The organism is Leisingera sp. SA32 (assembly GCF_056033425.1).
The window spans coordinates 73,092-92,595 of record NZ_JBVYHB010000018.1; the positions used below are offsets into that span (position 1 = coordinate 73,092).

At 62.3% G+C, this 19,504-nt stretch carries 17 protein-coding genes, 1 tRNA gene and 3 pseudogenes; 11 read left to right on the top strand and 10 right to left on the bottom strand.

The annotated features are described in order from the left end of the window. Window positions 1–299: 299 nt before the first annotated feature. Window positions 300–2,586, top strand: a pseudogene (locus AC0IPL_RS19330) (right-handed parallel beta-helix repeat-containing protein). A gap of 21 nt (window positions 2,587–2,607) precedes the next feature. On the opposite strand, the gene AC0IPL_RS19335 reads toward AC0IPL_RS19330, so the two are convergent. Next, window positions 2,608–3,267 (bottom strand): hypothetical protein, encoded by a 660-nt coding sequence (locus AC0IPL_RS19335; protein WP_474276740.1) that lies wholly within the window; start codon window positions 3,265–3,267, stop codon window positions 2,608–2,610. 168 nt (window positions 3,268–3,435) lie between these two features. Here AC0IPL_RS19335 and AC0IPL_RS19340 point away from each other — a divergent pair, with 168 nt between their 5' ends. Beyond that, window positions 3,436–3,759 carry an antibiotic biosynthesis monooxygenase family protein gene (locus tag AC0IPL_RS19340; protein WP_474276741.1) on the top strand — a complete coding sequence of 108 codons (324 nt, stop codon included), beginning with the start codon at window positions 3,436–3,438 and terminating at the stop codon, window positions 3,757–3,759. Window positions 3,760–3,859: 100 nt separating this feature from the next. Next, the gene (locus AC0IPL_RS19345; RefSeq protein ID WP_474276742.1) at window positions 3,860–4,267 is read left to right on the top strand and encodes a universal stress protein; all 408 of its coding nucleotides are present in this window, start codon (window positions 3,860–3,862) and stop codon (window positions 4,265–4,267) included. A gap of 90 nt (window positions 4,268–4,357) precedes the next feature. Here the strand turns inward: AC0IPL_RS19345 and AC0IPL_RS19350 are convergent, their stop codons facing one another. Next, window positions 4,358–4,957 (bottom strand): hypothetical protein, encoded by a 600-nt coding sequence (locus AC0IPL_RS19350; RefSeq protein WP_474276743.1) that lies wholly within the window; start codon window positions 4,955–4,957, stop codon window positions 4,358–4,360. A 163-nt stretch (window positions 4,958–5,120) separates the two neighbouring features. On the opposite strand from AC0IPL_RS19350, the gene AC0IPL_RS19355 reads away from it, so the two are divergent. Then, a complete protein-coding gene (locus tag AC0IPL_RS19355; RefSeq protein ID WP_474276744.1) occupies window positions 5,121–5,384 on the top strand; it encodes a TFIIB-type zinc ribbon-containing protein in 264 nt (87 codons plus the stop codon). Window positions 5,385–5,411: 27 nt separating this feature from the next. Here the strand turns inward: AC0IPL_RS19355 and AC0IPL_RS19360 are convergent, their stop codons facing one another. Further along, a complete protein-coding gene (locus tag AC0IPL_RS19360; RefSeq protein ID WP_474276745.1) occupies window positions 5,412–5,879 on the bottom strand; it encodes an aminoacyl-tRNA deacylase in 468 nt (155 codons plus the stop codon). A gap of 274 nt (window positions 5,880–6,153) precedes the next feature. Next, window positions 6,154–6,630, bottom strand: a complete 477-nt coding sequence (locus AC0IPL_RS19365) for a MarR family winged helix-turn-helix transcriptional regulator (protein WP_474276746.1) — start codon at window positions 6,628–6,630, stop codon at window positions 6,154–6,156. A gap of 215 nt (window positions 6,631–6,845) precedes the next feature. Between AC0IPL_RS19365 and ectA the strand changes: the two genes are divergently transcribed. From ectA to AC0IPL_RS19390, 5 genes are all read left to right on the top strand, one after another. Beyond that, a complete protein-coding gene (ectA, locus tag AC0IPL_RS19370; RefSeq protein WP_474276747.1) occupies window positions 6,846–7,376 on the top strand; it encodes a diaminobutyrate acetyltransferase in 531 nt (176 codons plus the stop codon). Window positions 7,377–7,464: 88 nt separating this feature from the next. Beyond that, entirely contained in the window at window positions 7,465–8,760 is a 1,296-nt protein-coding gene (gene ectB / locus AC0IPL_RS19375; protein WP_474276748.1) for a diaminobutyrate--2-oxoglutarate transaminase, read from the top strand. Between the two features lie 7 nt (window positions 8,761–8,767). Then, window positions 8,768–9,160, top strand: coding sequence for an ectoine synthase (locus AC0IPL_RS19380; protein ID WP_222456469.1), 393 nt, complete (start codon window positions 8,768–8,770; stop codon window positions 9,158–9,160). Beyond that, window positions 9,161–10,633 carry an aspartate kinase gene (locus AC0IPL_RS19385; RefSeq protein WP_474276749.1) on the top strand — a complete coding sequence of 491 codons (1,473 nt, stop codon included), beginning with the start codon at window positions 9,161–9,163 and terminating at the stop codon, window positions 10,631–10,633. Window positions 10,634–10,915: 282 nt separating this feature from the next. Then, entirely contained in the window at window positions 10,916–12,283 is a 1,368-nt protein-coding gene (locus AC0IPL_RS19390; protein ID WP_474276750.1) for an adenylate/guanylate cyclase domain-containing protein, read from the top strand. 52 nt (window positions 12,284–12,335) lie between these two features. Here AC0IPL_RS19390 and AC0IPL_RS19395 read toward each other — a convergent pair. Continuing rightward, a tRNA-Arg gene (locus tag AC0IPL_RS19395) sits at window positions 12,336–12,412 on the bottom strand. 35 nt (window positions 12,413–12,447) lie between these two features. Further along, window positions 12,448–12,954 (bottom strand): GNAT family N-acetyltransferase, encoded by a 507-nt coding sequence (locus AC0IPL_RS19400; RefSeq protein ID WP_474276751.1) that lies wholly within the window; start codon window positions 12,952–12,954, stop codon window positions 12,448–12,450. Window positions 12,955–13,296: 342 nt separating this feature from the next. On the opposite strand from AC0IPL_RS19400, the pseudogene AC0IPL_RS19405 reads away from it, so the two are divergent. Beyond that, a pseudogene (locus tag AC0IPL_RS19405) lies at window positions 13,297–13,401 on the top strand (IS66 family transposase zinc-finger binding domain-containing protein); the annotation flags it as partial. 74 nt (window positions 13,402–13,475) lie between these two features. Here AC0IPL_RS19405 and speB read toward each other — a convergent pair. The 4 genes and pseudogenes from speB to AC0IPL_RS19425 form a co-directional block, all read right to left on the bottom strand. Then, complete coding sequence (gene speB, locus AC0IPL_RS19410) at window positions 13,476–14,441, bottom strand: agmatinase (RefSeq protein ID WP_474276752.1); 966 nt, start codon at window positions 14,439–14,441, stop codon at window positions 13,476–13,478. A 17-nt stretch (window positions 14,442–14,458) separates the two neighbouring features. Then, window positions 14,459–15,295, bottom strand: a pseudogene (locus tag AC0IPL_RS19415) (TRAP transporter large permease); the annotation flags it as partial. Window positions 15,296–16,544: 1,249 nt separating this feature from the next. Further along, the gene (locus AC0IPL_RS19420; RefSeq protein ID WP_474276753.1) at window positions 16,545–18,020 is read right to left on the bottom strand and encodes a TniQ family protein; all 1,476 of its coding nucleotides are present in this window, start codon (window positions 18,018–18,020) and stop codon (window positions 16,545–16,547) included. Then, a complete protein-coding gene (locus tag AC0IPL_RS19425) occupies window positions 18,017–18,244 on the bottom strand; it encodes a hypothetical protein (protein ID WP_474276754.1) in 228 nt (75 codons plus the stop codon). The genes AC0IPL_RS19420 and AC0IPL_RS19425 overlap by 4 nt, the downstream gene beginning before the upstream one ends. Before the next feature lie 99 nt (window positions 18,245–18,343). On the opposite strand from AC0IPL_RS19425, the gene AC0IPL_RS19430 reads away from it, so the two are divergent. Then, window positions 18,344–19,470, top strand: a protein-coding gene (locus AC0IPL_RS19430; protein WP_474275345.1) for an IS3 family transposase whose coding sequence is annotated in 2 segments (ribosomal slippage) — window positions 18,344–18,608 and window positions 18,608–19,470 — 1,128 coding nt in all. Because the reading frame shifts where the segments join, the coding sequence is not laid out codon by codon here. The last annotated feature ends 34 nt before the right edge of the window (window positions 19,471–19,504 follow it).

Genomic DNA, 19,504 nt, shown 5'->3' on the forward strand with positions numbered 1-19,504 from the left:
TGCACCCCTAGATGACTCTTACGGCATGGGAGAGCCGGGTGTGCAGGCCGTTTGTTCCGTCACGAGTATGTTTTGGTACCGGCTCTCATCCATGTCGTTGAAACTGGCGGCGCAACAGGCGGGTTTCGAAAGCGTTAATCCTTAAATTTATATTACATGACATGCGGTTAGCTGCGGTTGATCGCCTTCCTGACCTGGCCCGTGTGGCAGGCGGCGTACGCCGGTCTTTCCGGATCTTAACGGCGCTTCGGTAAAACCTGATCCCCGAACGCGACAGGCGTAGCAGGAAAGGGTTTTCCATGAACAAGGCAATTACCGACGGCGTGCAGCTGATGCCCCCCGCTTTTGCGGAGGGTCTGAACCAATGGTCCAGTGGCGACGGCACCCCCGGCTCCGACACCTATGATGGGGCGGCAAATGCGGTCTTCGTGGCGGCAGACCCGGATTTCGGTGGCTGCCTGGAATTGCAGAAAACCGCCAACACACAGAAGCTGCGCTACATGGGCCAAACCCCGTTGGAGCCGGGGTGTTATTTGCAGATCAAAGTGCGGATCAAGGCGGTCAGCGGTGCCCTGCCATCGGTGCGTATCGCCGGCTATGCGGCCTATGCCAGTGGCAACAACATTCCGGGCACACCGCAGACGGCCTCTTCGGTGGCGCTGCAAACCTATGGCGACGTGGTCGAGGTTACCGCCCTCGTCGGCAGCGGCCACCGCAGCGGCGTGCATATGCCCTGGGGGGCGGCTGGCGGCCTATGGGCACTTCGGCCTCGACCTGACCGGCCCCAACGGCGGGGTGGTGCGGATCGACGATATTGAGATCACCGATGCCACCCATGTCTACCTGCGCGACATGCTGAGCCTGGTGGACGTGACCGATTACGGCGCGGTGGGCAACGGCAGCACCGACTGCACCGAGGCCTTCGAGGCCGCTGATGCCGCCGCCGAGGGGCGCAGCATCCTGGTGCCCACCGGCGAATACCACCTGGCCAGCACCGTGTCGCTGAACAACCCGGTGCGGTTTGAGGGCACGGTGTCGATGCCCGACGACAAGATGCTGCTGATGACCAAGAATTTCGACTTTCCCAGCTATGCGGCGGCCTTTGGTGATGAGGAGCTGGGCTTCAAAAAGGCGTTTCAGGCGCTCATCAACAATGTCGACCATGAATCGCTGGACCTGAAGGGGCGCAAGATCAGCATCACCGCGCCCCTGGACATGGCGGCGGCGGTGCCCAACAAGTCCTCTTATGCCACCCGGCGCCTTATCCGCAACGGCCAACTGGAGGCCGCTGACAGCACCGCCTGGGATACCGATGTGGTGACCTCGCAGGCGACGTACAGCGCCGCGGATGCGCGCAAGCTGACCAATGTGGCCAATGTCGCCAATATCCCGGTGGGCGCACTGGTCGAGGGCGCCGGAGTGGGGCGCGAGATCTATGTGAAATCCCGCAACGTGGGCGCGGGCGAGCTGACCCTGAACGCGCCGCTCTATGATGCCGAGGGCACCCAGGTCTTCACCTTCCGGGACTTCAAGTATCTGGTGGATTTCAGCGGCTTCAGCTCTCTCAGCAAATTCTGCGTCGAAGGGGTCGAATTCCAGTGCAACGGCCGATGCAGCGCGCTGCGGTTGGCGCCTGCGGGCTCGGTGTTTTCCATCGACAGCTGCTTCATCTCGCGCCCCAAGGATCGCGGCATCACCTCGATTGGCACCGGCTGCCAGGGGCTGCTGGTGGACAACTGCCAGTTCCTGTCACACGAGGATCCGCTAGACGTCGAGGACCGTGTCAGCATCGGGCTGAACGTCAACAACAACGACGCCAAGCTGCGCAGCAACCGGGCCACCCGGTTCCGCCACTTTGCGGTGCTGGCGGGCGGCAACAACACGGTCACCGGCAACCATTTCTTTCAGGGGGACGGGGTGCCCAACGGGGTGCGCACGGCCGGGCTGGTGCTGACCTCGAACAACTGCACCTCCACCGTGTCCGACAACTATATCGACAACTGCTTCATCGAATGGACAAACGAGCGCGACCCCTCGCCGGATTTCTCAAGCGGTTTCTCCTTCAGCGCGCTGTCGATCAATGCCAATGTGTTCCTGTCCGGAGATGTGGCGCCCTGGTTCAGTTATATCGTGGTCAAACCCTACGGCAGCGGGCACTATCTGAATGGCGTGTCGGTGACCGGTAACAAGTTCCGCTCTGTCAACGGCAGCATCGACCGCGCCGAGCGGGTCGACACCAGCTTTTCGGACCTCGATCACGGGCGGGCCAAGAATGTGGTGTTCACCGGCAATATGTACCACAACATCACGGCGCAGTCGGCCAATCCGCTGCGGGTGCTGCATGACCAGTCCTCTGCTGCATCCAGCTGGACGGTGGGCACTGGGGGAGAGCTGCCGTTCCGGGGTCGTGCCCGCTGTGTCGACAGCGTGGTCTCGCAGCGGGCGCTGCGCAACGGCAGCAACAGCGTCCGGTATCTGGCGCCTTATGCGGATGTCGAACAGGGCGCGGATAAGGATCAGATCGTCCTGCGGTGGTCCGAAGCGGTCCGGGGCGAGGTGCAGGTCACCCTGCGGATGGACAGTTGAGACGCGATTTGGGGCTGCGGGTCAGAATTTCTGCCACAGCCCCAGTTTCAGTCCCACGCTGTCCCGACGGCCGTCGATGGCCAGGCCGACCACCAGCTCGCGGCGGTCTGGCAGTTGGTAGCGCAGGGACGGGGTCAGCATATAGGAAGGCTGCCCCCCTTGTGGCCAGGCAGTCTCCAGTTGCACCATTGGCGCCAGCGGCCCGGCCGTGTTGAAGCCGAGGGTGCCGTCCAGTTTCCAGATCGTCTGGGTGGCGTTGTTGCGCAGTTCTACGCTGCCGTCCACCGCCACCCAGCCGCTGACCCCGGCGGCGGTCTGGAAGCCGCGGCCATAGGACAACGTCGCCCGCTGCATCAGCATCCACTTGCCCTGCACGTGGTTGCCACCAAAGCCCAGTTCCGCCGCCAGCCGGTGCGGAGCGCCCTGGTGCAGCGGCAAACGGGCAAAGACCATCGCATGCCCCGATAGGCCGGGGCTGTTGTTCAGATCCGCCCCCAGCGTCAGCCGCGGCGTCAGCCCATAGGCCCCGTAATAGCCCAGCTCCGGCTCGCGCTGCACGTCGGCGGAGCGAAAAGTGACACTGGCGGACGCAAACCCTTGTCCTGTCGGTTCCAACCAGGCGCCCGCCGCCACCGGTCCGGCCAGCAACAGCGCCGCTGTGGCGGCACGGATGGGGGGCATCGCACTCTCCCGCGGCTGCGTCTTGCCTCGATAAGGTTTCATGTGCGGACATACTCTTAAGGTTGATTTGAAATGTAAACGATTATCTTATGGGTGCGAAGCTGCAAAAAGATCCTGCGCTTTTTGTGCAATCGGGCGTAGGCTGGAGGTCAGCCACCGGAGGAGCCAATGCCGAAGATAGCCAAGACCACTGATATTCAGACCGTCATCACCACCTTTGAGATGACACCGGGCACCTGCCAGGACCTGTTGGAGGCGCTGGAAGATGCCTATGCAGAGTTCATTTCGAAGCAGCCCGGCTTCATTTCCGCGGGGTTGCATGTGAACGATGCCCAGACCCGCATCGCCAACTATTCGCAATGGCGCCGCCGCGAGGACTTCATGGCGATGCTGCGCAGCCCTGAGATGCGCGCGCGCAACCGCAAGATCACAGAACTTTGCCGCAGCTTCGAACCGGTGATGTATGACGTGGCGGAGGTGTTCGGCGCCTAGGCGACGCCGTGGCGAAAAGGGACGCGGAACTTCGGGCGGATGTTTCGCGTACCTCCGCAGACGTCCCAGCAGCCCAGCCCAAACCCCAAGGAGGTCAGCCATGTACCATAATATTCTCGTGCCCATTTCCTTTGACCCGGAACGCGACGTGACCGGCCCATTGAAGGTGGCGCGGTTGCTGTCAGCGCCCACGGCGCAAGTGACCCTACTGCATGTGATCGAACAAGTGCCGAGCTACGCGATCTCGTATATTCCGGCTGATTTCATGCAGGACACCCGGGAGGCATTGCAGGCCGAGCTGGACGGGCTGGCGCAAACCCTGCCCAATGCCACCGGAGTGCTGGTGGAGGGCCATTCTGGCCGCACCATTTTGGACTGGGCGGAGCAGAACGGGCCGGATCTGATCATCCTCGCCTCGCACCGCCCCTCCATGCAGGACTTTCTGTGGGGATCGACCTCGGGCCATGTGGTGCGCCACGCGGCCTGTGCGGTCCATGTGGTGCGTTGACGGCCGCGCCTGACTGAGGATGTGCGCTGCCTTTGCGGTCAGCCATGGCGACCCGGCAGATGGACCGCGCAGTTTGTGTGGGATGTCGGGTCAGGCCGGGCGACCCAGTTTGAGGCGCTGGAACGCCAGCCGCAGGGCACGGCCGGTCAGCATGGCCGAACGCAGCAAGACCTTGTTGCTGTTCACCGCCTCGGCAATGCGGCTGTAATGCACCTGTTTGCTGGGGGCAGACCGCAGCAGCACGGTTTCGGCCTTTTGCATCGCCTGCTGGGTCTGCTGTTTGATTTGGGGGACCGCGGCGGGTTTGACCGCACGGTAGAAATTCAACCCCTGACGACGGGGCTTCTTGGCCGGATCCAGGTTCCGTGCAACCGCGCCCGCCAGAGTCTTGTGAACTTGCTCCAGCGCCTGCCCGGCCTCGCTGTAGCTGGGATTGTTGCGCAGTTTCACCGCGGCCTGCTTGTAGGTCTTGCCAAAACAGTCGAATTTGTAGATCTGCGGCAGCCGGTCACAGCGATCAAACCCGCGTGTCAGCAACAGCACCACGCTGCGGGTGGTCACATTGTTCAGTCCGCTGCGTGGCTCGTTTCCGCCTTCGCCGCCTTCTCCGCCCTCGCCACCGCGGCCCGCGACCGGGTTGGCGGCCAGCGTCAGGGCCAGTATCCCGGCCGAGATGGTCGATTTGCGCATCTGCGCCTCCATGGTTGTTGCCAGCTTAACACTCCAGCGATGACTGGAAAGGGGGGGATTCCGCCAGTTACACCGGCGGAATTGACTGCTCTTCTTGTGATTGCCGCCCTCGCTTCCCACTTGTGACAAAGGGTTTTGAACGAAACGAACCAAGGAGATGCAGATGCAATGTCCGATTGACGGAAGTGAACTGGTTATGGCGGACCGCGCCGGTGTTGAGATTGATTACTGTCCGAAATGCCGTGGTGTCTGGCTGGACCGGGGCGAGCTGGACAAGATCATCGAACGCTCGACCCAGCCGGTTCAGGCGGTGCCGCAGCAGCCGCGCCGTTATGACGACCGCGGCGGCGACTACGATCCCGGCTACGACAAGAAACCCTACAGGAAGAAAAAGAAAAACTTCCTTGAGGATCTGTTCGACTTCTGAGCCGGGCAAACCGGGCGCGGCGGACGGTCAGTGCAGGACGCTGAAGGAGCCGTGGCGGGCGTCCTGCATCAGCTGATCAAAGTCGCCGCCCTTCATTTCCACCAGCGTCTTGTGGTCACCAGCCTCGAACCAAACGGTGTCCAGCCCCGACAGGCTGTCGTCCACTACCGTTGGCACGTGATAGGCGGCGCCGACGCAGGGGGCGGCACCGGGGTCGCAATCGTCGAAAACCTGGCTCAGCTCCTGTTCCGGGGCCAGGCCCAGACGCCGGTTGACCAACGATTGCAGCGCGTGCAGGTCAACATTGTGGCTGGCCGGGATCACCGCCAGCATCGGGCCTTCCTCCATATGGATCAGCACCGATTTGGCCAGCTTGTCACCGGGCACATGCGCGGCTTCGGCGCATTCCGATGCGGTGGCGGTGTAAGGGTGACGGACGGTGTCAAACGGCAGGCCGCGGGCTTCGAGGTGGTGTTTCAGGCGTGAGGCGATCATCTCAGGATCCTCCGGTTGTCGGAGCGCCCGCAGGGCCGCCGGGATGACCCGCCATGACCCGCCCGCCGGGGCAATGCGCCCGGCAGCGGCAGAGAGACGGGCGCAGCGACGGCAAGCCGGGCGCCCCGATGGGTCTGATCCCGCCAGTCTGGGGCAGGAGGGGTGAGTCGTGCAAGGGGCGCGCACCCGCGCGGCACCGCGCCCCGCGACGTCGACGCAGAAAGCGCGGTCCGTAAGGGAGGGCGTTCTATTTGCGGATACGGGCGGCAGCGGCCTAGTGGGGGTCGCGGATCTCGCCGGTGTCCAGCACTGGCGCGGCGTCGATCTCCTCGGCGTCGAGCATGGCGGCGACCCGTTCAAGCGCGGCGATCAGCCCGGCTTGCTCCCAGTCGGGCAGGGCGGAGAACTTGCGCACGAACTTCTGCTGCAACGGGTCGGGCGCCTCTACGATGGTTTCGCGCCCCTTCTCGGTGATCCGGATGTTGGTCTGCCGCCGGTCGGTCTGCGAGCGTTCGCGGATCACCAATTCCTTGCGCACCAACTTGTCCACCAGCGAGGTGACGGTGGCCTGGGTGATCCGCATCTGCTGTGAGATCGCCGTGGCGGTGCAATGCTCCCGGTCGGCGACAATTTGCAGCACGCGAAACTGCGCCGCCGTCAGATTCACCGACTGCGCCAGCTCGCGGCCAAACAATTCCGTTGCGCGCAGGATGCGGCGCAGGGCGATTAAACTGGTGTCCACGCGGTTCATGAGAGTCTTATTGGCAGATGCCAAGCCGCAAAGCAATAAGGGTTGCGGGGGTTATATGCTTAGTTTTTCTAATGGGCATCCCTTTGGCTTGCTTCCAAAAATTCGTAAATGTCACACCAAACTTGCCATCTCTGGATAATTTTTACTTTGATCTTGAAAGCATCGCGCCTGCTCGCTACTTAGATATCCAAAGCAATTTGGAGGTTCATAGCCCAATGGCAAAGACGTTGGAGTTGTTCCGTAAAGCCGCACCCGCCCTTCGGGCGCCCGTGGCCGAAGACGGCGCGGATATCTGGGAGCTGGTGCGCGACTGCAAGCCGCTTGACGAGAACTCGATGTACTGCAACCTGGTGCAGTGCGACCACTTCAGCGACACCTGCGTGGTGGCTGAACTGGACGGGGAAATCGTCGGCTGGATCTCCGCCTATGTGCTGCCGAAAGATCCCGACACCCTGTTTGTCTGGCAGGTTGCGGTCTCGCAAAAGGCCCGCGGCCTGGGGCTGGGCACGCAGATGCTGAACGCGCTGCTCAAGCGCAAGGCCTGCGCCGATGTAAAACGGATGCAGACCACGATCACCGCCGACAACGATGCGTCCTGGGCGCTGTTCCGCAAATTTGCCAAGGGCAACCAGGCGGACATCGGATCGGAAGCCCACTTCAAGAAGACGGAACACTTCCGCGAGCTTCACAGCACCGAACATATGGTCACCATCGACCTGGGAGAGCGGATGCGCAAGGCGGCCTGACCGCCATGGTGCCGCCCCTGGCCGAGAGGTCGCGGCGGCGCCACCTGCTCCCCCACACTTCTTTTCAACAATCCCAAAAGGATCTGAAATGCCGACTGACACGTCAGCCGAAATCTCTGTTTTCAAACGTCGCGAATCTGAGGCCCGCAGCTACTGCCGGGGCTTCGATACCGTGTTCACCTCTGCGCAAGGCTCGGAAATGACCGATGCCGAGGGGCGCAGCTACATCGACTTTCTCGCCGGTTGTTCCTCGCTGAACTACGGCCACAACGACCCCGACATGAAGGCCGCGCTGATTGAGCATATCTCGGGCGACGGCCTGGCCCACGGGCTGGACCTGCACACCAACACCAAGGCCGATTTCCTGGCGGCCTTCGAGCGCCACATCCTGGAGCCGCGTGACATGGACCACAAGGTCATGTTCACCGGCCCGACTGGCGCCAACGCCGTCGAAGCGGCGATCAAGACCGCGCGCAAGGTGACACGGCGCAACAACGTGATCGCCTTCACCAACGGGTTCCATGGTGTCACCCTCGGCGCGCTGGCCGCGACCGGCAACGGCTATCACCGCGGCGGCGCGGGCACCGCGCTGAACGGTGTGACGCGGATGCCGTTTGACGGCTACATGGCCGGCGACTACGACACCGCCGATTTCCTTGAGGCGATGCTGGCCGATGCCTCCAGCGGCGTCGACGCGCCGGCCGCGATCCTGCTGGAAACAGTGCAGGGCGAAGGCGGCCTGAATGCGGCCAGCACCGAATGGGTGCAGCGCATCGCCAAGCTGGCCCGAGACCATGGCGCGCTGTTGATCATTGATGACATCCAGGCGGGCTGCGGCCGCACCGGCACCTTTTTCTCGTTTGAAAAGATGGGCATCACCCCTGACATCGTGACGATGGCCAAATCGGTCTCTGGCTACGGTCTGCCGATGGCGCTGATGCTGGTGCGTCCGGAACATGACGTGTTTGGCCCGGCCGAGCACAACGGCACCTTCCGCGGCAACACCCACGCCTTTGTCACTGCCCGCGTGGCGATCGAGAAGTTCTGGGCCGACGGCGCCTTTCAGGCGGAGCTGGCCGAAAAGGAAGCCCTGGTGCGCGAGCGTCTGGCCGATCTGGCAGCACTGGTGCCCGGCGCGCGGCTGAAGGGCCGCGGCCTGATGCAGGGCGTTGATGTCGGCTCTGGCGAGCTGGCGGGCGAGATCTGCGCCCGTGCCTTCCAGAAGGGGCTGATCATCGAGACCTCGGGCAACGAGGACCAGGTGGTCAAGGTGCTGGCACCGATCACCACCCCGACAGAGACCTTCACCAAGGGCTTCGACATCCTGATGGAGGCCGCGCACGAGGTGCTGGCCGACCAGAGCAAGAAAATCGCAGCGGAGTAACAGACCGATGATCGTCAGAGATTTCAACAAGATCGTGGAAAACGAAAAGTCCCGCGTGGTGTCCGACGCCCAGTGGACCTCGGTGCGGATGCTGCTGGCCGATGACGGAATGGGCTTCTCCTTCCACATCACCACGCTGGAGAGCGGCTCGGAGCACACCTTCGAGTACAAGAACCACTTCGAGAGCGTCTATTGCATGCAAGGCAAGGGCTCGATCACCGATCTCGCCACCGGGGAGACCCACGAGATCACCCCCGGCGTCATGTATGCGCTGAACGAGCACGACCGCCACATCCTGCGCGCTGAAGAGCAGCTGGTCATGGCCTGCGTGTTCAACCCCCCGGTCACGGGCAAGGAAGTTCACCGGGAAGACGGCTCCTACGCGCTGCTCGAAACCTGAATGGAGGCCCCGGGCCTGGCCCGGGGGACACATCCTTTGACATTACCTGAACATACTGTTGAAAAGATCGGCGGCACCTCGATGAGCCGCCTGTCGGAACTCACCGACACGCTGATCATCGCCGACCGCAAGGGGGAGGATCTGTATCACCGGATCTTCGTCGTCTCCGCCTTTGGCGGCATCACCAACCTGCTGCTCGAGCACAAGAAAACCGGCGAGCCCGGGGTCTTTGCGCTGTTCAATAACGACGACAACGACCATTCCTGGCTGGATGCGCTGACCCGCGTCGCCACCGCCATGTGCGCAGCGCATGATGCAGTGCTGGACGAATCCGCCGACCGCTCGCTGGCGGAGGATTTCGTGCGCGAGCGCATCGAGGGCGCGCGCAGCGTGCTGTTCGACCTGCGCCGCCTGTGCTCCTACGGGCACTTCCGCCTGTCGGCACATATGCAGATCGTGCGCGAACTGCTGTCCGGCTTGGGCGAGGCGCATTCCGCCTTCGTCACCACGCTGCTGCTGCAGCGCAAGGGCGTGAACGCGCGTTTTGTCGACCTGTCCGGCTGGCGCGACGAGACCGACTGCACCCTGCAGGAACGCATCGCCGGCGCCATGGACGGCGTCGATCTGACCCGCGAGCTGCCCATCGTCACCGGCTATGCCCAGTGCCGCGAGGGGCTGATGCAGGAATATGACCGCGGCTATTCCGAGGTCACCTTCTCGTCGCTGGCGGATTTCACCGGCGCGACGGAGGCGATCATCCACAAGGAGTTCCACCTGTCCTCGGCCGATCCCGGCCTGGTGGGCGAGGGCGCGGTGCGCAAGTTGGGGCACACGAACTATGACGTGGCCGACCAGCTGTCGAACATGGGGATGGAGGCGATTCACCCAAACGCCGCCAAGACACTGCGCCAGGCGAATATTCCGCTGCGCGTCACCAATGCCTTTGACCCGGATGATCCGGGCACGCTGATCGATGACGCCCCGGCAGATACTCCCGCGGTGGAGATCGTCACCGGCCTCAACGTGGTGGCACTGGAGCTGTTCGAGCAGGACATGGTCGGCGTCAAGGGCTACGACGCCAACGCACTGGAGGCGCTGCGCCGCTTCAACGTGCGGATCGTGTCCAAGACTTCAAACGCCAACACCATCACCCACTACGTGGAGGCGCCGCTGAAATCGGTGCGCCGGGTGGTGGCGGAGCTGGAGAAGACCTACCCCTCGGCCGACATCAGCGTGCGCAGCATGGCGATCGTTTCCGCCATCGGCCGCGACCTGACCGGGCTGCACGCCTTCAGCCGCGGCCTGCAAGCGCTGGAGCGCGCAGGCATCGAGGTGATCGCCGCCCATCAGACCCCGCGCAACGTCGACATCCAGTTCGCGGTGGCGCGCGACGCCGCCGACCGCGCGATTGAGGTGCTGCACGGCGCGCTCGTCGACACCGGTCTGAAAGAGGTGGTGAACCAGGCCGCCTGAGCCTGCGCCTGTCTCGTCTTGGCCCTGCCGTCCGGCTCATCCCGCGGCGGCAGGCGGCGGCCCGACCGCGCTGTTCCCTGCCCCCAGCCACCGCCTCGAGGCCGCATTGCGCAGGCGCCGCACCGTCTCGGCCCGCGGTGCCTTCAGCGCGGGGGGAGAACACGAGGCGACAAATTACCCTTTGAATGATACGCTGGCCTGCGAAGGCCGCGGCGCACAGTCGCCGCGGCCGCCCAAAGAGCGAGGCAGCACGACTGCCGGATGGGTGCGGGGGGAGCGCCGATGGCCGGGGAAAGACACATCCGGACGGGGAACGGTCGCGCCAGCGCGGCTGGAGCCGCGGCTGACGGTTTTTCGGGCGCAGCACCGACGGCGGATCAGGTCCGTGCCGCGGAAGTTCCAGCACCGGCTGCCTGCGCCCCTTCTCAGCTGTTCGACGGGATCGCCGATTGGCTGATCGCAGAGGGTCTTGGCGATGCCCCATTCCGCGACATCCTCGGAGGGCTGGGCCGACGGCTGCTGGCCGGAGGCGTGCCCGTTCACCGCGTCAGCACCGGCGGGCTGTTCCTGCACCCTGTGTTCGGTGCGATCGACACCGCCTGGGACTCACAGTCCGACCGGGTCACGGAAACGGTGCAGCCGCGCAGCAAGTTCGATTCGGCGGAGTTCAGAAACTCGCCCTTTTTCCAGGCCGCGCTGCACGGGATCAGATACCAGCGCTTCCGTCTCAGCCAGGCGGCTGACCCGGGTGAATACCCTCTGCTGAAACAGCTGCGCGCGTCCAATGTGACCGATTACCTGGTGTTCTACCGTGATTTCGGACGCCGCGACCTCAGCCTGTGGAACGGGCTGCCGCAGGGGATGGAGGGCGCGCTCGGCTCATTCGCGACCCGCCGCACCAGCGGTTTTCACGACCGGGAGATCGCGCATCTGTTCAATCTGTCCACCGTGCTCAGCATGGTCATCAAAAGCAAATCGCGCCACATGCTGACGGGCACCCTGCTGCAGACCTATCTCGGTGCGCATTCGAGCCGGCGGGTGCTGCAGGGGCTGATCGAACGCGGCAGCGGCAGGAAGATCGACTGCGTGATCTGGCTGTCCGATCTGCGCCAGTCGACCCGGCTTGCAGAAACGCTTGGCATGGATGACTACCTGTCGCTGCTCAACACCTACTTCGATTGCACGGCCGGGGCGGTGCTGGATCACGGAGGCGAGGTGCTGAAGTTCATCGGCGACGCCGTGCTGGCGATCTTCCCGTTTGAAGACAGCCAAAGGCCGGCAGAGGACATGTGCCGCGCGGCCATGTGCGCGGCGCGGGAAGCCCATGCGCGCACCTCCAGCGAAAACCGCCCGCGGCGCCAGAACGGGCAGAGCGAGATCAGATTCGGCGTCGCGCTGCATGCGGGAACGCTCATGTACGGCAATGTCGGGACCGACCGGCGGCTCGATTTTACCGTCATCGGCCCTGCGGCGAACGAGGTGGCCCGGCTGGAAACCTATTGCAAGACCGAGCAGAGCGACATTGTGGTCTCCACCAGTTTTGCGGATCTCTATCCCGGCGATCTTGAAGACATTCCGGCTCGGGAAATCCGCACCGACCTCGACGCCAAACCTGCCGGGCCCTGTAGCTCTGCCAAACCCGCGGGCTGACGCATCCTGCTGCGGGCGGGGTTGGCACAGGTCCGAACGGCTGGATGGAGAGTGGCGATCCCTGAAGGACTCGAACCCTCAACCTGCTGATTAGAAGTCAGCTGCTCTATCCAGTTGAGCTAAGGGACCGCTTGGCGCCTGTTATGACATGCGCGCCGCAGGGGTCAAGCCGCGCCGCGCAGGTCCAGGTGCATAAAGACCGACCAGGGATCGGGCGCATAGTCGCCAAAAGCCTCGCATGCGCGAAACCCCATTGAGCCGTAAAGACTGCGCGAGGGCAGGAAATCTGCGGTAGAGCCGGTCTCGAGATAGATGTCGGTGGCGCCCTCGGCGCGGGCCAGTTGCAGTAGGTGGGTCAGCATTGCCCGCCCGGCGCCGCTGCCACGGGCCTCGGCGGCGGTGTGCATCGACTTCAACTCATGCGCGGCGGCGTTCAGCCGTTTCAGCGCGCCCATCGCCACGGCCTCTGCGTCGCGATAGAGCAGGAAAAGACGCACATCCGGGCCGTCCAATCCGCTGGCGTCCAGCGCGTGACAGCTGTCTTTGGGCGACTGCGCCGCCATCTGTGCCAGATGCCGCCGGATCAGCGCCGCGGCCGCGGGATCATCCGGTTTGGCGGGCCTGATCTCGAAGCCGCGTATCGTTGTGTGGGGGGAATAAGTTGACGCCAACCTTCAATATTTCTCATTCATTTCCAATGGTCTATAGTATCACAATCATCGGCTTGGGATCAAGATGCGGCTAAAACGGCCACAAGATCTGCCCAGAACCTACCCTCAGGTCTGAAAAAACCGCCTGGGCGGGCTGGTTGCTCGGAGATTAGGGGTGAACTCCGCTTGGATGTATCAGCCGATTGCATCTTCTTGGTTGACCAACAGGCGGCTTAGGCCGCGCTGTTTGGGATCGCGGCGCGCTCGGAGTTCACCAGCCATGATTCGAGAGAAGAGAGCTGGGACAGGGCGAGCTCTTCGCTGGCAGGCGTACGTGAGAAGGCGCCACCCATCCCGGGCGGCCCGTGCGGGTGCGGTGAAATGCGCCGGATCGGCGAAAATCGCGTGGAGCTGCCGGATATTATTCCTGCGCAGCTCCGCGCCCTCGTCACCGTCCGGCCAGAATATGCCTGACGCGCCAGTTGTCACAGGCGCGTCAGACTGGTGCAGCGCCTGCAGTTGCGGGCGTGGCGGCCGGAGGCTTACTTTTTGTTGTGGAAGATAAAGCCGATGAAATTCAGCAACAGTTGCGCGGCAAGGATCTGAGTGCTCTCAGCCGGGTCATAGGCCGGGGCGACCTCGACCAGGTCGATGCCCACCACATCACCGCGCCTGCTGAGCCCCTGCAGGATTTCCAGCACGTCGTAATACTGGAAACCGCCGTGGCTGGGAGTGCCGGTGCCGGGTGCGATCGAGGGGCAGAAGGCGTCGATATCGATGGTGACGTAATAGCGCGCGCCCTCGGGGATGCGCGCCAGCACCGCATCCGTCCCCAGCTTGCGCACCTGCCGCACTGACAGGATGTCGGAGCCGCGCTCACGGGCGTCGATGTAACCTTCTTTGGCGGTCGAGGAGACGTTTCGGATTCCCAGCTGGGTCATGCCGGAGACGTAATCCTTCTCGATCGCGCGGCGCATCGGGTTGCCGTGCCCGTCGGTGACGCCCTTGCGCTCGTCGACAAAGTCCAGATGTGCGTCGATCTGGATCACATGGATCGGGCCGTTCTTCGCGCAGTCTTCGGCATAGGCGTTGATGCAGGGAATGTTGATGGAATGGTCGCCGCCGATGGTGACGGGCAGCGCACCGGCGTCCAAGATCTTCTTCACGCCGTATTCGATATTGGCGTGGCTTTCCTCGGTCTTGGTGTGGATGATGTCGGCATCGCCCAGGTCGACAATCCGCACATCCGCGCCCAGGTAGGTGGCGTCATCCTCGTGGTCATAAGCGCCGGCATGGCCAAAGCTGAACAGGGTGGACGCCTCGCGCACCGCCCGCGGCCCGAACCGCGCGCCGGAGCGGAACTGGCAGCCGAAATCGAAGGGCGCGCCGAGGACCGCTACATCGGCGTCGATGCTGTCCCAATCTTCTACATAGGGTCTCTTGCCGAAGGTGGCGATGCCGACAAAGGGCAGGTTCAGGCGGCCGGATTCATAGCCGTGTGCAGACATGTTGGTTTTCCGTTTTCTTAACGATAGGCCAGTTCCGGCAGGAACAGGGCGATTTGGGGGAAGGCGACCAGCAAGCCGGTCACGGTTAGCAGGATAATCAGGAAGGGGGGCACGCCCCGGACGACTTCGACGAAGGGACGGCGGAACACCGCGATAGCGGTGAACAGGTTGCAGCCGAACGGCGGGGTCGCCGCGCCAATGGCGACCTGCAGGGTGACCAGCACGCCGACCAGCACCGGATCGAGACCCGAAGCTTTGATCATCGGCGCAAAGATCGGCACCAGGATCAGGATCACCACAATCGAGTCGACAAACATGCAGCCGAGGAAGAAGGCGAGGTTCACCGCGAAAAGCACCATCAGCGGTCCGGCCTCATCCAGCCCCAGCGAAGCAATGATCTGCTGCGGCACCTGAGCAAAGCTGAGGGTCCAGCTGAAGGCCGCACCAGCCGCGATCAGGATGAACACCACCGAGGTGATCGCTCCGGTCGAGAGCGCAATATCCCAGAGGTCGCGCAAGCGGACCGAGCGGAAGATCAGCACCTCCAGAACCGCGGCATAAAACACGCAGATCGCGGCGGCCTCAGTCGGTGAGAACACACCGCCATAAATTCCGCCCACGATGATTGCCGGGAAGCCCATCGGCCACAGTGCCCGCCGCATGGCGGTGAGGCGCTGTTTCCAGCCCTCGCGCGGCAGCACGGGAATGTCATGACGGTAGGCGTAGACCACGCAATAGGCCGAGAACAGAACCACAATCAGCAGCCCCGGCACGATGCCTGCAATAAACAACTGCGAGATCGAGGTGCCCGAAACCACGCCATAGATGATCATGCCGATGGAGGGCGGGATCAGACACCTGACGCGCTTCCATACAGACAACTTCAAACCCTTCAGCCATCAAGCCGTAGTACAGATGCTGGCACATCGTACCGGCTTCAAAGCCAACACGCTCAATCGGGAAACGAAGCGCAGTCAGATAGCCGGAGATCTCCTCAATCTCACAAGGCAGTTCTTGTTCGTGCAGAACCGTGCCTTTGCCATCGACAACACAGACCGCGCAGGACCGCAGCGAAACGTCCAAGCCCGCGAAATACTCCATTCGAAATCTCCCATGTTCACAGATCTATTGTGATCCTATCGGGAGCTCGACCTCAGTTCAGGGTCTGCCCAATTACGCATGCTCTCGGGAAAGAGACCCGGAAGTTTCGCACGCGCAGCATCATTGGCCCAGGGTCTTCGGTCTATGGCCGCTTCGGGCTGATCACGTCCCTTGGGTCTTTGGTGAACGCTCCGGCTTTCAAAAGGTCGCTCCCTGCGCTTCGCGGTCCCCTAGGTGCCGACCCCAGCATCAGCCAAGGCTGCCACGTCTCTCTGGACGACAGCTATGTGGGGCTGCCGGGATTTGTTGCGCCTGCTACCGGCGGAGGCTTCGCAAAGCACGGATGGCAGCAACGTGTTAAATTAGCCCCAGGAGTTTGACGCCGCCTCCTAGAGTTGCTGAACAATGGAACTCACAGCAAGACCGGTCGCGCTATTGCCGCCGATCAGGAGCAGTCCGTCACAAGAGAGGGCGCCGATGCTGGCGAGGCATGGGTGTTGCTGAGCCGCTTTACCGGATGCCTTGCGGAAAATTTGGCGTAAACCCTGAACTCTGATTGATGTTCGCGCCTGGGAATTGCTCAGGTTTTGAACCCCAAAGGGCACCCTCTGGCTCGGTTTGTATCCTTAGAAAATTGCGTCTGCCGGGTCTTTTAGCTCATTCGGCCGCAACTTCATCCCGATTTGCAACTGCCGCCGCAGCCTCACCAAAAGTAGACAGGGCGCCCAGTGAGCTCCCTGCATGTTGATTGGAACTCGACGTCGCGACATCCTTGCCCCAATTCCGAGACAACTTTGCCCCGATTTACACGCTCTGTAGATCGGGGCAAAGTTGTCTCCGTGCCGCTCGAAAAACATCATGATTACAATGGCTTAATTTCGCCCATTCCGACCTCGGAGCAAAGATGTCGCGAAAACCGGGGGTAAGATCGCGCGAAGTCTAGGAAATTAAAAAACAAAAGCCCGCCGAAGCGGGCTTGATCTCCAGATCTGCGATACGTTTTCAGGCGGCGGTTTTCGCGGCGACCAGGGAGCCGACGTCGACGACGATGGATCCGATTCCTGTCCGATCTGGATTTCGGAATGCCTGGATCCTTCCTTCGAGAATTTCGGCGAAGAGGTATTCGAACCGACCGGCCCCACGTTGACTGGCATAGGAAATCGGATGGAAATTCCCTCCACTCGAAACCTCAATTTCCGGCAAGCGGGCGATCACCTCCAACATCTCATCGAGGTGCGACCGGCCAAAGACAACGTTGCGAACCGAGCCGCGCCCAGACCTGGGCACTAGGGGCAGAACAATGCCTTCACGATATAAGATTTCGACCTGCCGCTTCGATGCCCCAAGATAGTCCGGGACATCCCTCAACGGGATCGCGGTTTCAAACGCTTCCACCATCGGGACCGCGGTGGCCGCATCGAACACCATGTTCCCGGATTCGACCTCGGTCGCATCGGGGGGAATCTCGCCGAGTTTTTTCAGGAGGCGCGAAAGACGGGGGCGATCAATACCGACAGCGGAGGCCAGGCTGTAGAGCGTGTGATATCGCCGTTCGGCGATTTCCACGCCCAGGACCGTGGTACCGGGCTCCACGGCGGAATGCTTTACGATGTGATCGCGCAGCAGATCACGGATCGGCCCGGGATTGATGGAATTGCATCGGCGGTCCAGCCAGTCGAACAGCTTCCCATAATGGGCCAAGGGGCCTGCCTGCACTGCATTCGCGGGTGAGGTCTGGCGGATGGTATCTAGTGCTTCTTCCACGGCCTCAGGGCCTTCACTGTAGATCGAGAAGCCGATATCAGTGGCTTCCTCGGTTTCCGCCGGGGACAGCATGGTCAGCTTGACCTTGTGACCATGCTGCAGAACGCCACCAATCATTTCCGAAGCGGCCAGAACCTGTTCGAGGGTATGATCGGCCAGCCAAGGTGTCTCGGTTGTATCGCCTCCCTGCAGGCGTCCGTGCAGCCAATCGAGATAGGTCGGCGTTTCGTACATAATGTCTGACGGTGCGGCCAAGGACGTTTCGTTTAGGGCGACGCGCAGGCAGGTCTTGGTGGTATTGGCTGTGGGCTCAAGCCAGACCCCGTGCAGGTCACACCGCTGCACGTGGCGGAAACCCCATATCAGGCGGAAGCGCCAATCTGTCGGGCCACCGTCCTGATCCAGGCAAGCCGGGCAATAGCGCCGCGTCTGCGGCAGTAGGAAGGGCTTCGACGTGGCCTCGCCACGGAACTCGCCACCACGCTGGAACACCCGGATGGCATTGCGCTGGACATCAATCAAGGCGTGCCCGGTAGCATCTGCGAACCCAGCGACGGCTTCAGGACGGCCAGAGACGAAGTGCTCATGGTGGATGCCATGGTCCCGCAAAAGTCGCTCCATACCGCGACCGGTATGATACATGGACAAGCGGTCGGCGTACGAAATCAGGGTTTCCTGCGGATCGAACGGCAGCGTGGGCCACAGCATGGTCATTGCCCCCACCCGATGGCCTGAAGTTCCCGCTGGACGGTCTCCCAGTCGGCATCCTGGAAGGGCGTCATACCGATGCACTTGTCGCTCTTTCGAAAGACCGCCTCAGCTCGGAAGAGCGAAAGCTCCGTACGCTTACGGGTGACGGCGTCCGCAAGGATCAATTTGCCCAGCTCTACACTGCGCCCGATCTGACCATGCTTGGCGAAGAGGATACGCTCGGCCATGGATGATCTTTCCGGGACAGAAAGGCCAAGGTGGAACGCCCCCACTGAAGTGGTCCACCTTTTGGGATAGAATTATCCCGTTTTCAGGAGGACGACGAGATGGCCGGCAAGCGAGAGAAGCCCGAAGATATCGTGCTGAAGCTGCGACAAGTTGAAGTGCTGCAAGGGCAAGGCAAATCAGTTCAGGAGGCCGTGCGGCAGATCGGAGTGACGGTTCAGACCTACTATCGATGGCGCAAGGAGTATGGCGGCATGAGCCGCGATCAGCTCAAGCGGCTGAAAGAGCTGGAAGCTGAGAATACCCGGCTCAGACGAGCCGTGTCGGATCTGACACTGGACAAGATGATCCTGGCCGAGGCCGCACGGGGAAACTTCTAAGCCCTTCCCGCCGCAGGCAGTGCATCAACCATGTGCAGCAAACCCTCAGCGTATCGGAGCGCAGGGTTTGCCGCACATTAGGTCAGCATCGCTCTACGCAGCGCAAGGTGCCCTGTGGTCTACCGGACGAAGCCCGGCTGACCGAGGACATCACCGCGTTGGCCGAAGAGTTTGGCCGCTATGGATATCGCATGATCACTGGGCTGCTGAACAACAGCGGCTGGCATGTAAATCACAAGCGCGTTGAACGGATCTGGCGGCAGGAGGGGCTTAAAGTCCCGCAAAAGCAACCCAAGAAAGGCCGACTTTGGCTGAATGATGGTTCCTGCGTCCGGCTGCGGCCGGAGCGCCCGAACCATGTCTGGTCCTATGACTTTGTTCAGGACCGAACCCACGACGGGCGGATCTTCCGCACGCTGAATATCATCGATGAGTTCACGAAGGAGGCGCTGGTGATCCGGGTCAAACGCAGGCTCAATTCAACGGATGTGGTCGACGCATTGACGGATTTGTTCATCCTACGCGGCCCGCCGGAATACATAAGGTCGGATAATGGTGCAGAATTTATTGCCAAGAAGGTGCGTGCCTGGATCGATGCCGTCGGTGCGAAAGCCGCATTCATCACCCCCGGCTCACCATGGGAGAACGGCTACTGCGAGAGCTTCAATGCCCGTTTCCGGGATGAGCTGCTCAACGGCGAGGTCTTCACCACGTTACGCGAGGCCCAGATCCTGATCGAACGCTGGCGGCGTCACTACAATACGGTCAGGCCCCACAGCGCCTTAGGATACCGGCCGCCAGCGCCCAAGAGCATTGTCCCGATAGACCAAAGGCCGACTATGCACTAACATTCAAACTGGACCACCCGATGGGGGCACACCA

What these genes read in the sequence shown, in the direction of transcription:
- AC0IPL_RS19335 (WP_474276740.1), bottom strand. Translation starts at nt 3,267, where the DNA reads ATGCCCCCCATCCGTGCCGCCACAGCGGCGCTGTTGCTGGCCGGACCG.
- AC0IPL_RS19340 (WP_474276741.1), top strand. Translation starts at nt 3,436, where the DNA reads ATGCCGAAGATAGCCAAGACCACTGATATTCAGACCGTCATCACCACC.
- AC0IPL_RS19345 (WP_474276742.1), top strand. Translation starts at nt 3,860, where the DNA reads ATGTACCATAATATTCTCGTGCCCATTTCCTTTGACCCGGAACGCGAC.
- AC0IPL_RS19350 (WP_474276743.1), bottom strand. Translation starts at nt 4,957, where the DNA reads ATGCGCAAATCGACCATCTCGGCCGGGATACTGGCCCTGACGCTGGCC.
- AC0IPL_RS19355 (WP_474276744.1), top strand. Translation starts at nt 5,121, where the DNA reads ATGCAATGTCCGATTGACGGAAGTGAACTGGTTATGGCGGACCGCGCC.
- AC0IPL_RS19360 (WP_474276745.1), bottom strand. Translation starts at nt 5,879, where the DNA reads ATGATCGCCTCACGCCTGAAACACCACCTCGAAGCCCGCGGCCTGCCG.
- AC0IPL_RS19365 (WP_474276746.1), bottom strand. Translation starts at nt 6,630, where the DNA reads ATGAACCGCGTGGACACCAGTTTAATCGCCCTGCGCCGCATCCTGCGC.
- ectA (WP_474276747.1), top strand. Translation starts at nt 6,846, where the DNA reads ATGGCAAAGACGTTGGAGTTGTTCCGTAAAGCCGCACCCGCCCTTCGG.
- ectB (WP_474276748.1), top strand. Translation starts at nt 7,465, where the DNA reads ATGCCGACTGACACGTCAGCCGAAATCTCTGTTTTCAAACGTCGCGAA.
- AC0IPL_RS19380 (WP_222456469.1), top strand. Translation starts at nt 8,768, where the DNA reads ATGATCGTCAGAGATTTCAACAAGATCGTGGAAAACGAAAAGTCCCGC.
- AC0IPL_RS19385 (WP_474276749.1), top strand. Translation starts at nt 9,161, where the DNA reads ATGGAGGCCCCGGGCCTGGCCCGGGGGACACATCCTTTGACATTACCT.
- AC0IPL_RS19390 (WP_474276750.1), top strand. Translation starts at nt 10,916, where the DNA reads ATGGCCGGGGAAAGACACATCCGGACGGGGAACGGTCGCGCCAGCGCG.
- speB (WP_474276752.1), bottom strand. Translation starts at nt 14,441, where the DNA reads ATGTCTGCACACGGCTATGAATCCGGCCGCCTGAACCTGCCCTTTGTC.
- AC0IPL_RS19420 (WP_474276753.1), bottom strand. Translation starts at nt 18,020, where the DNA reads ATGACCATGCTGTGGCCCACGCTGCCGTTCGATCCGCAGGAAACCCTG.
- AC0IPL_RS19425 (WP_474276754.1), bottom strand. Translation starts at nt 18,244, where the DNA reads ATGGCCGAGCGTATCCTCTTCGCCAAGCATGGTCAGATCGGGCGCAGT.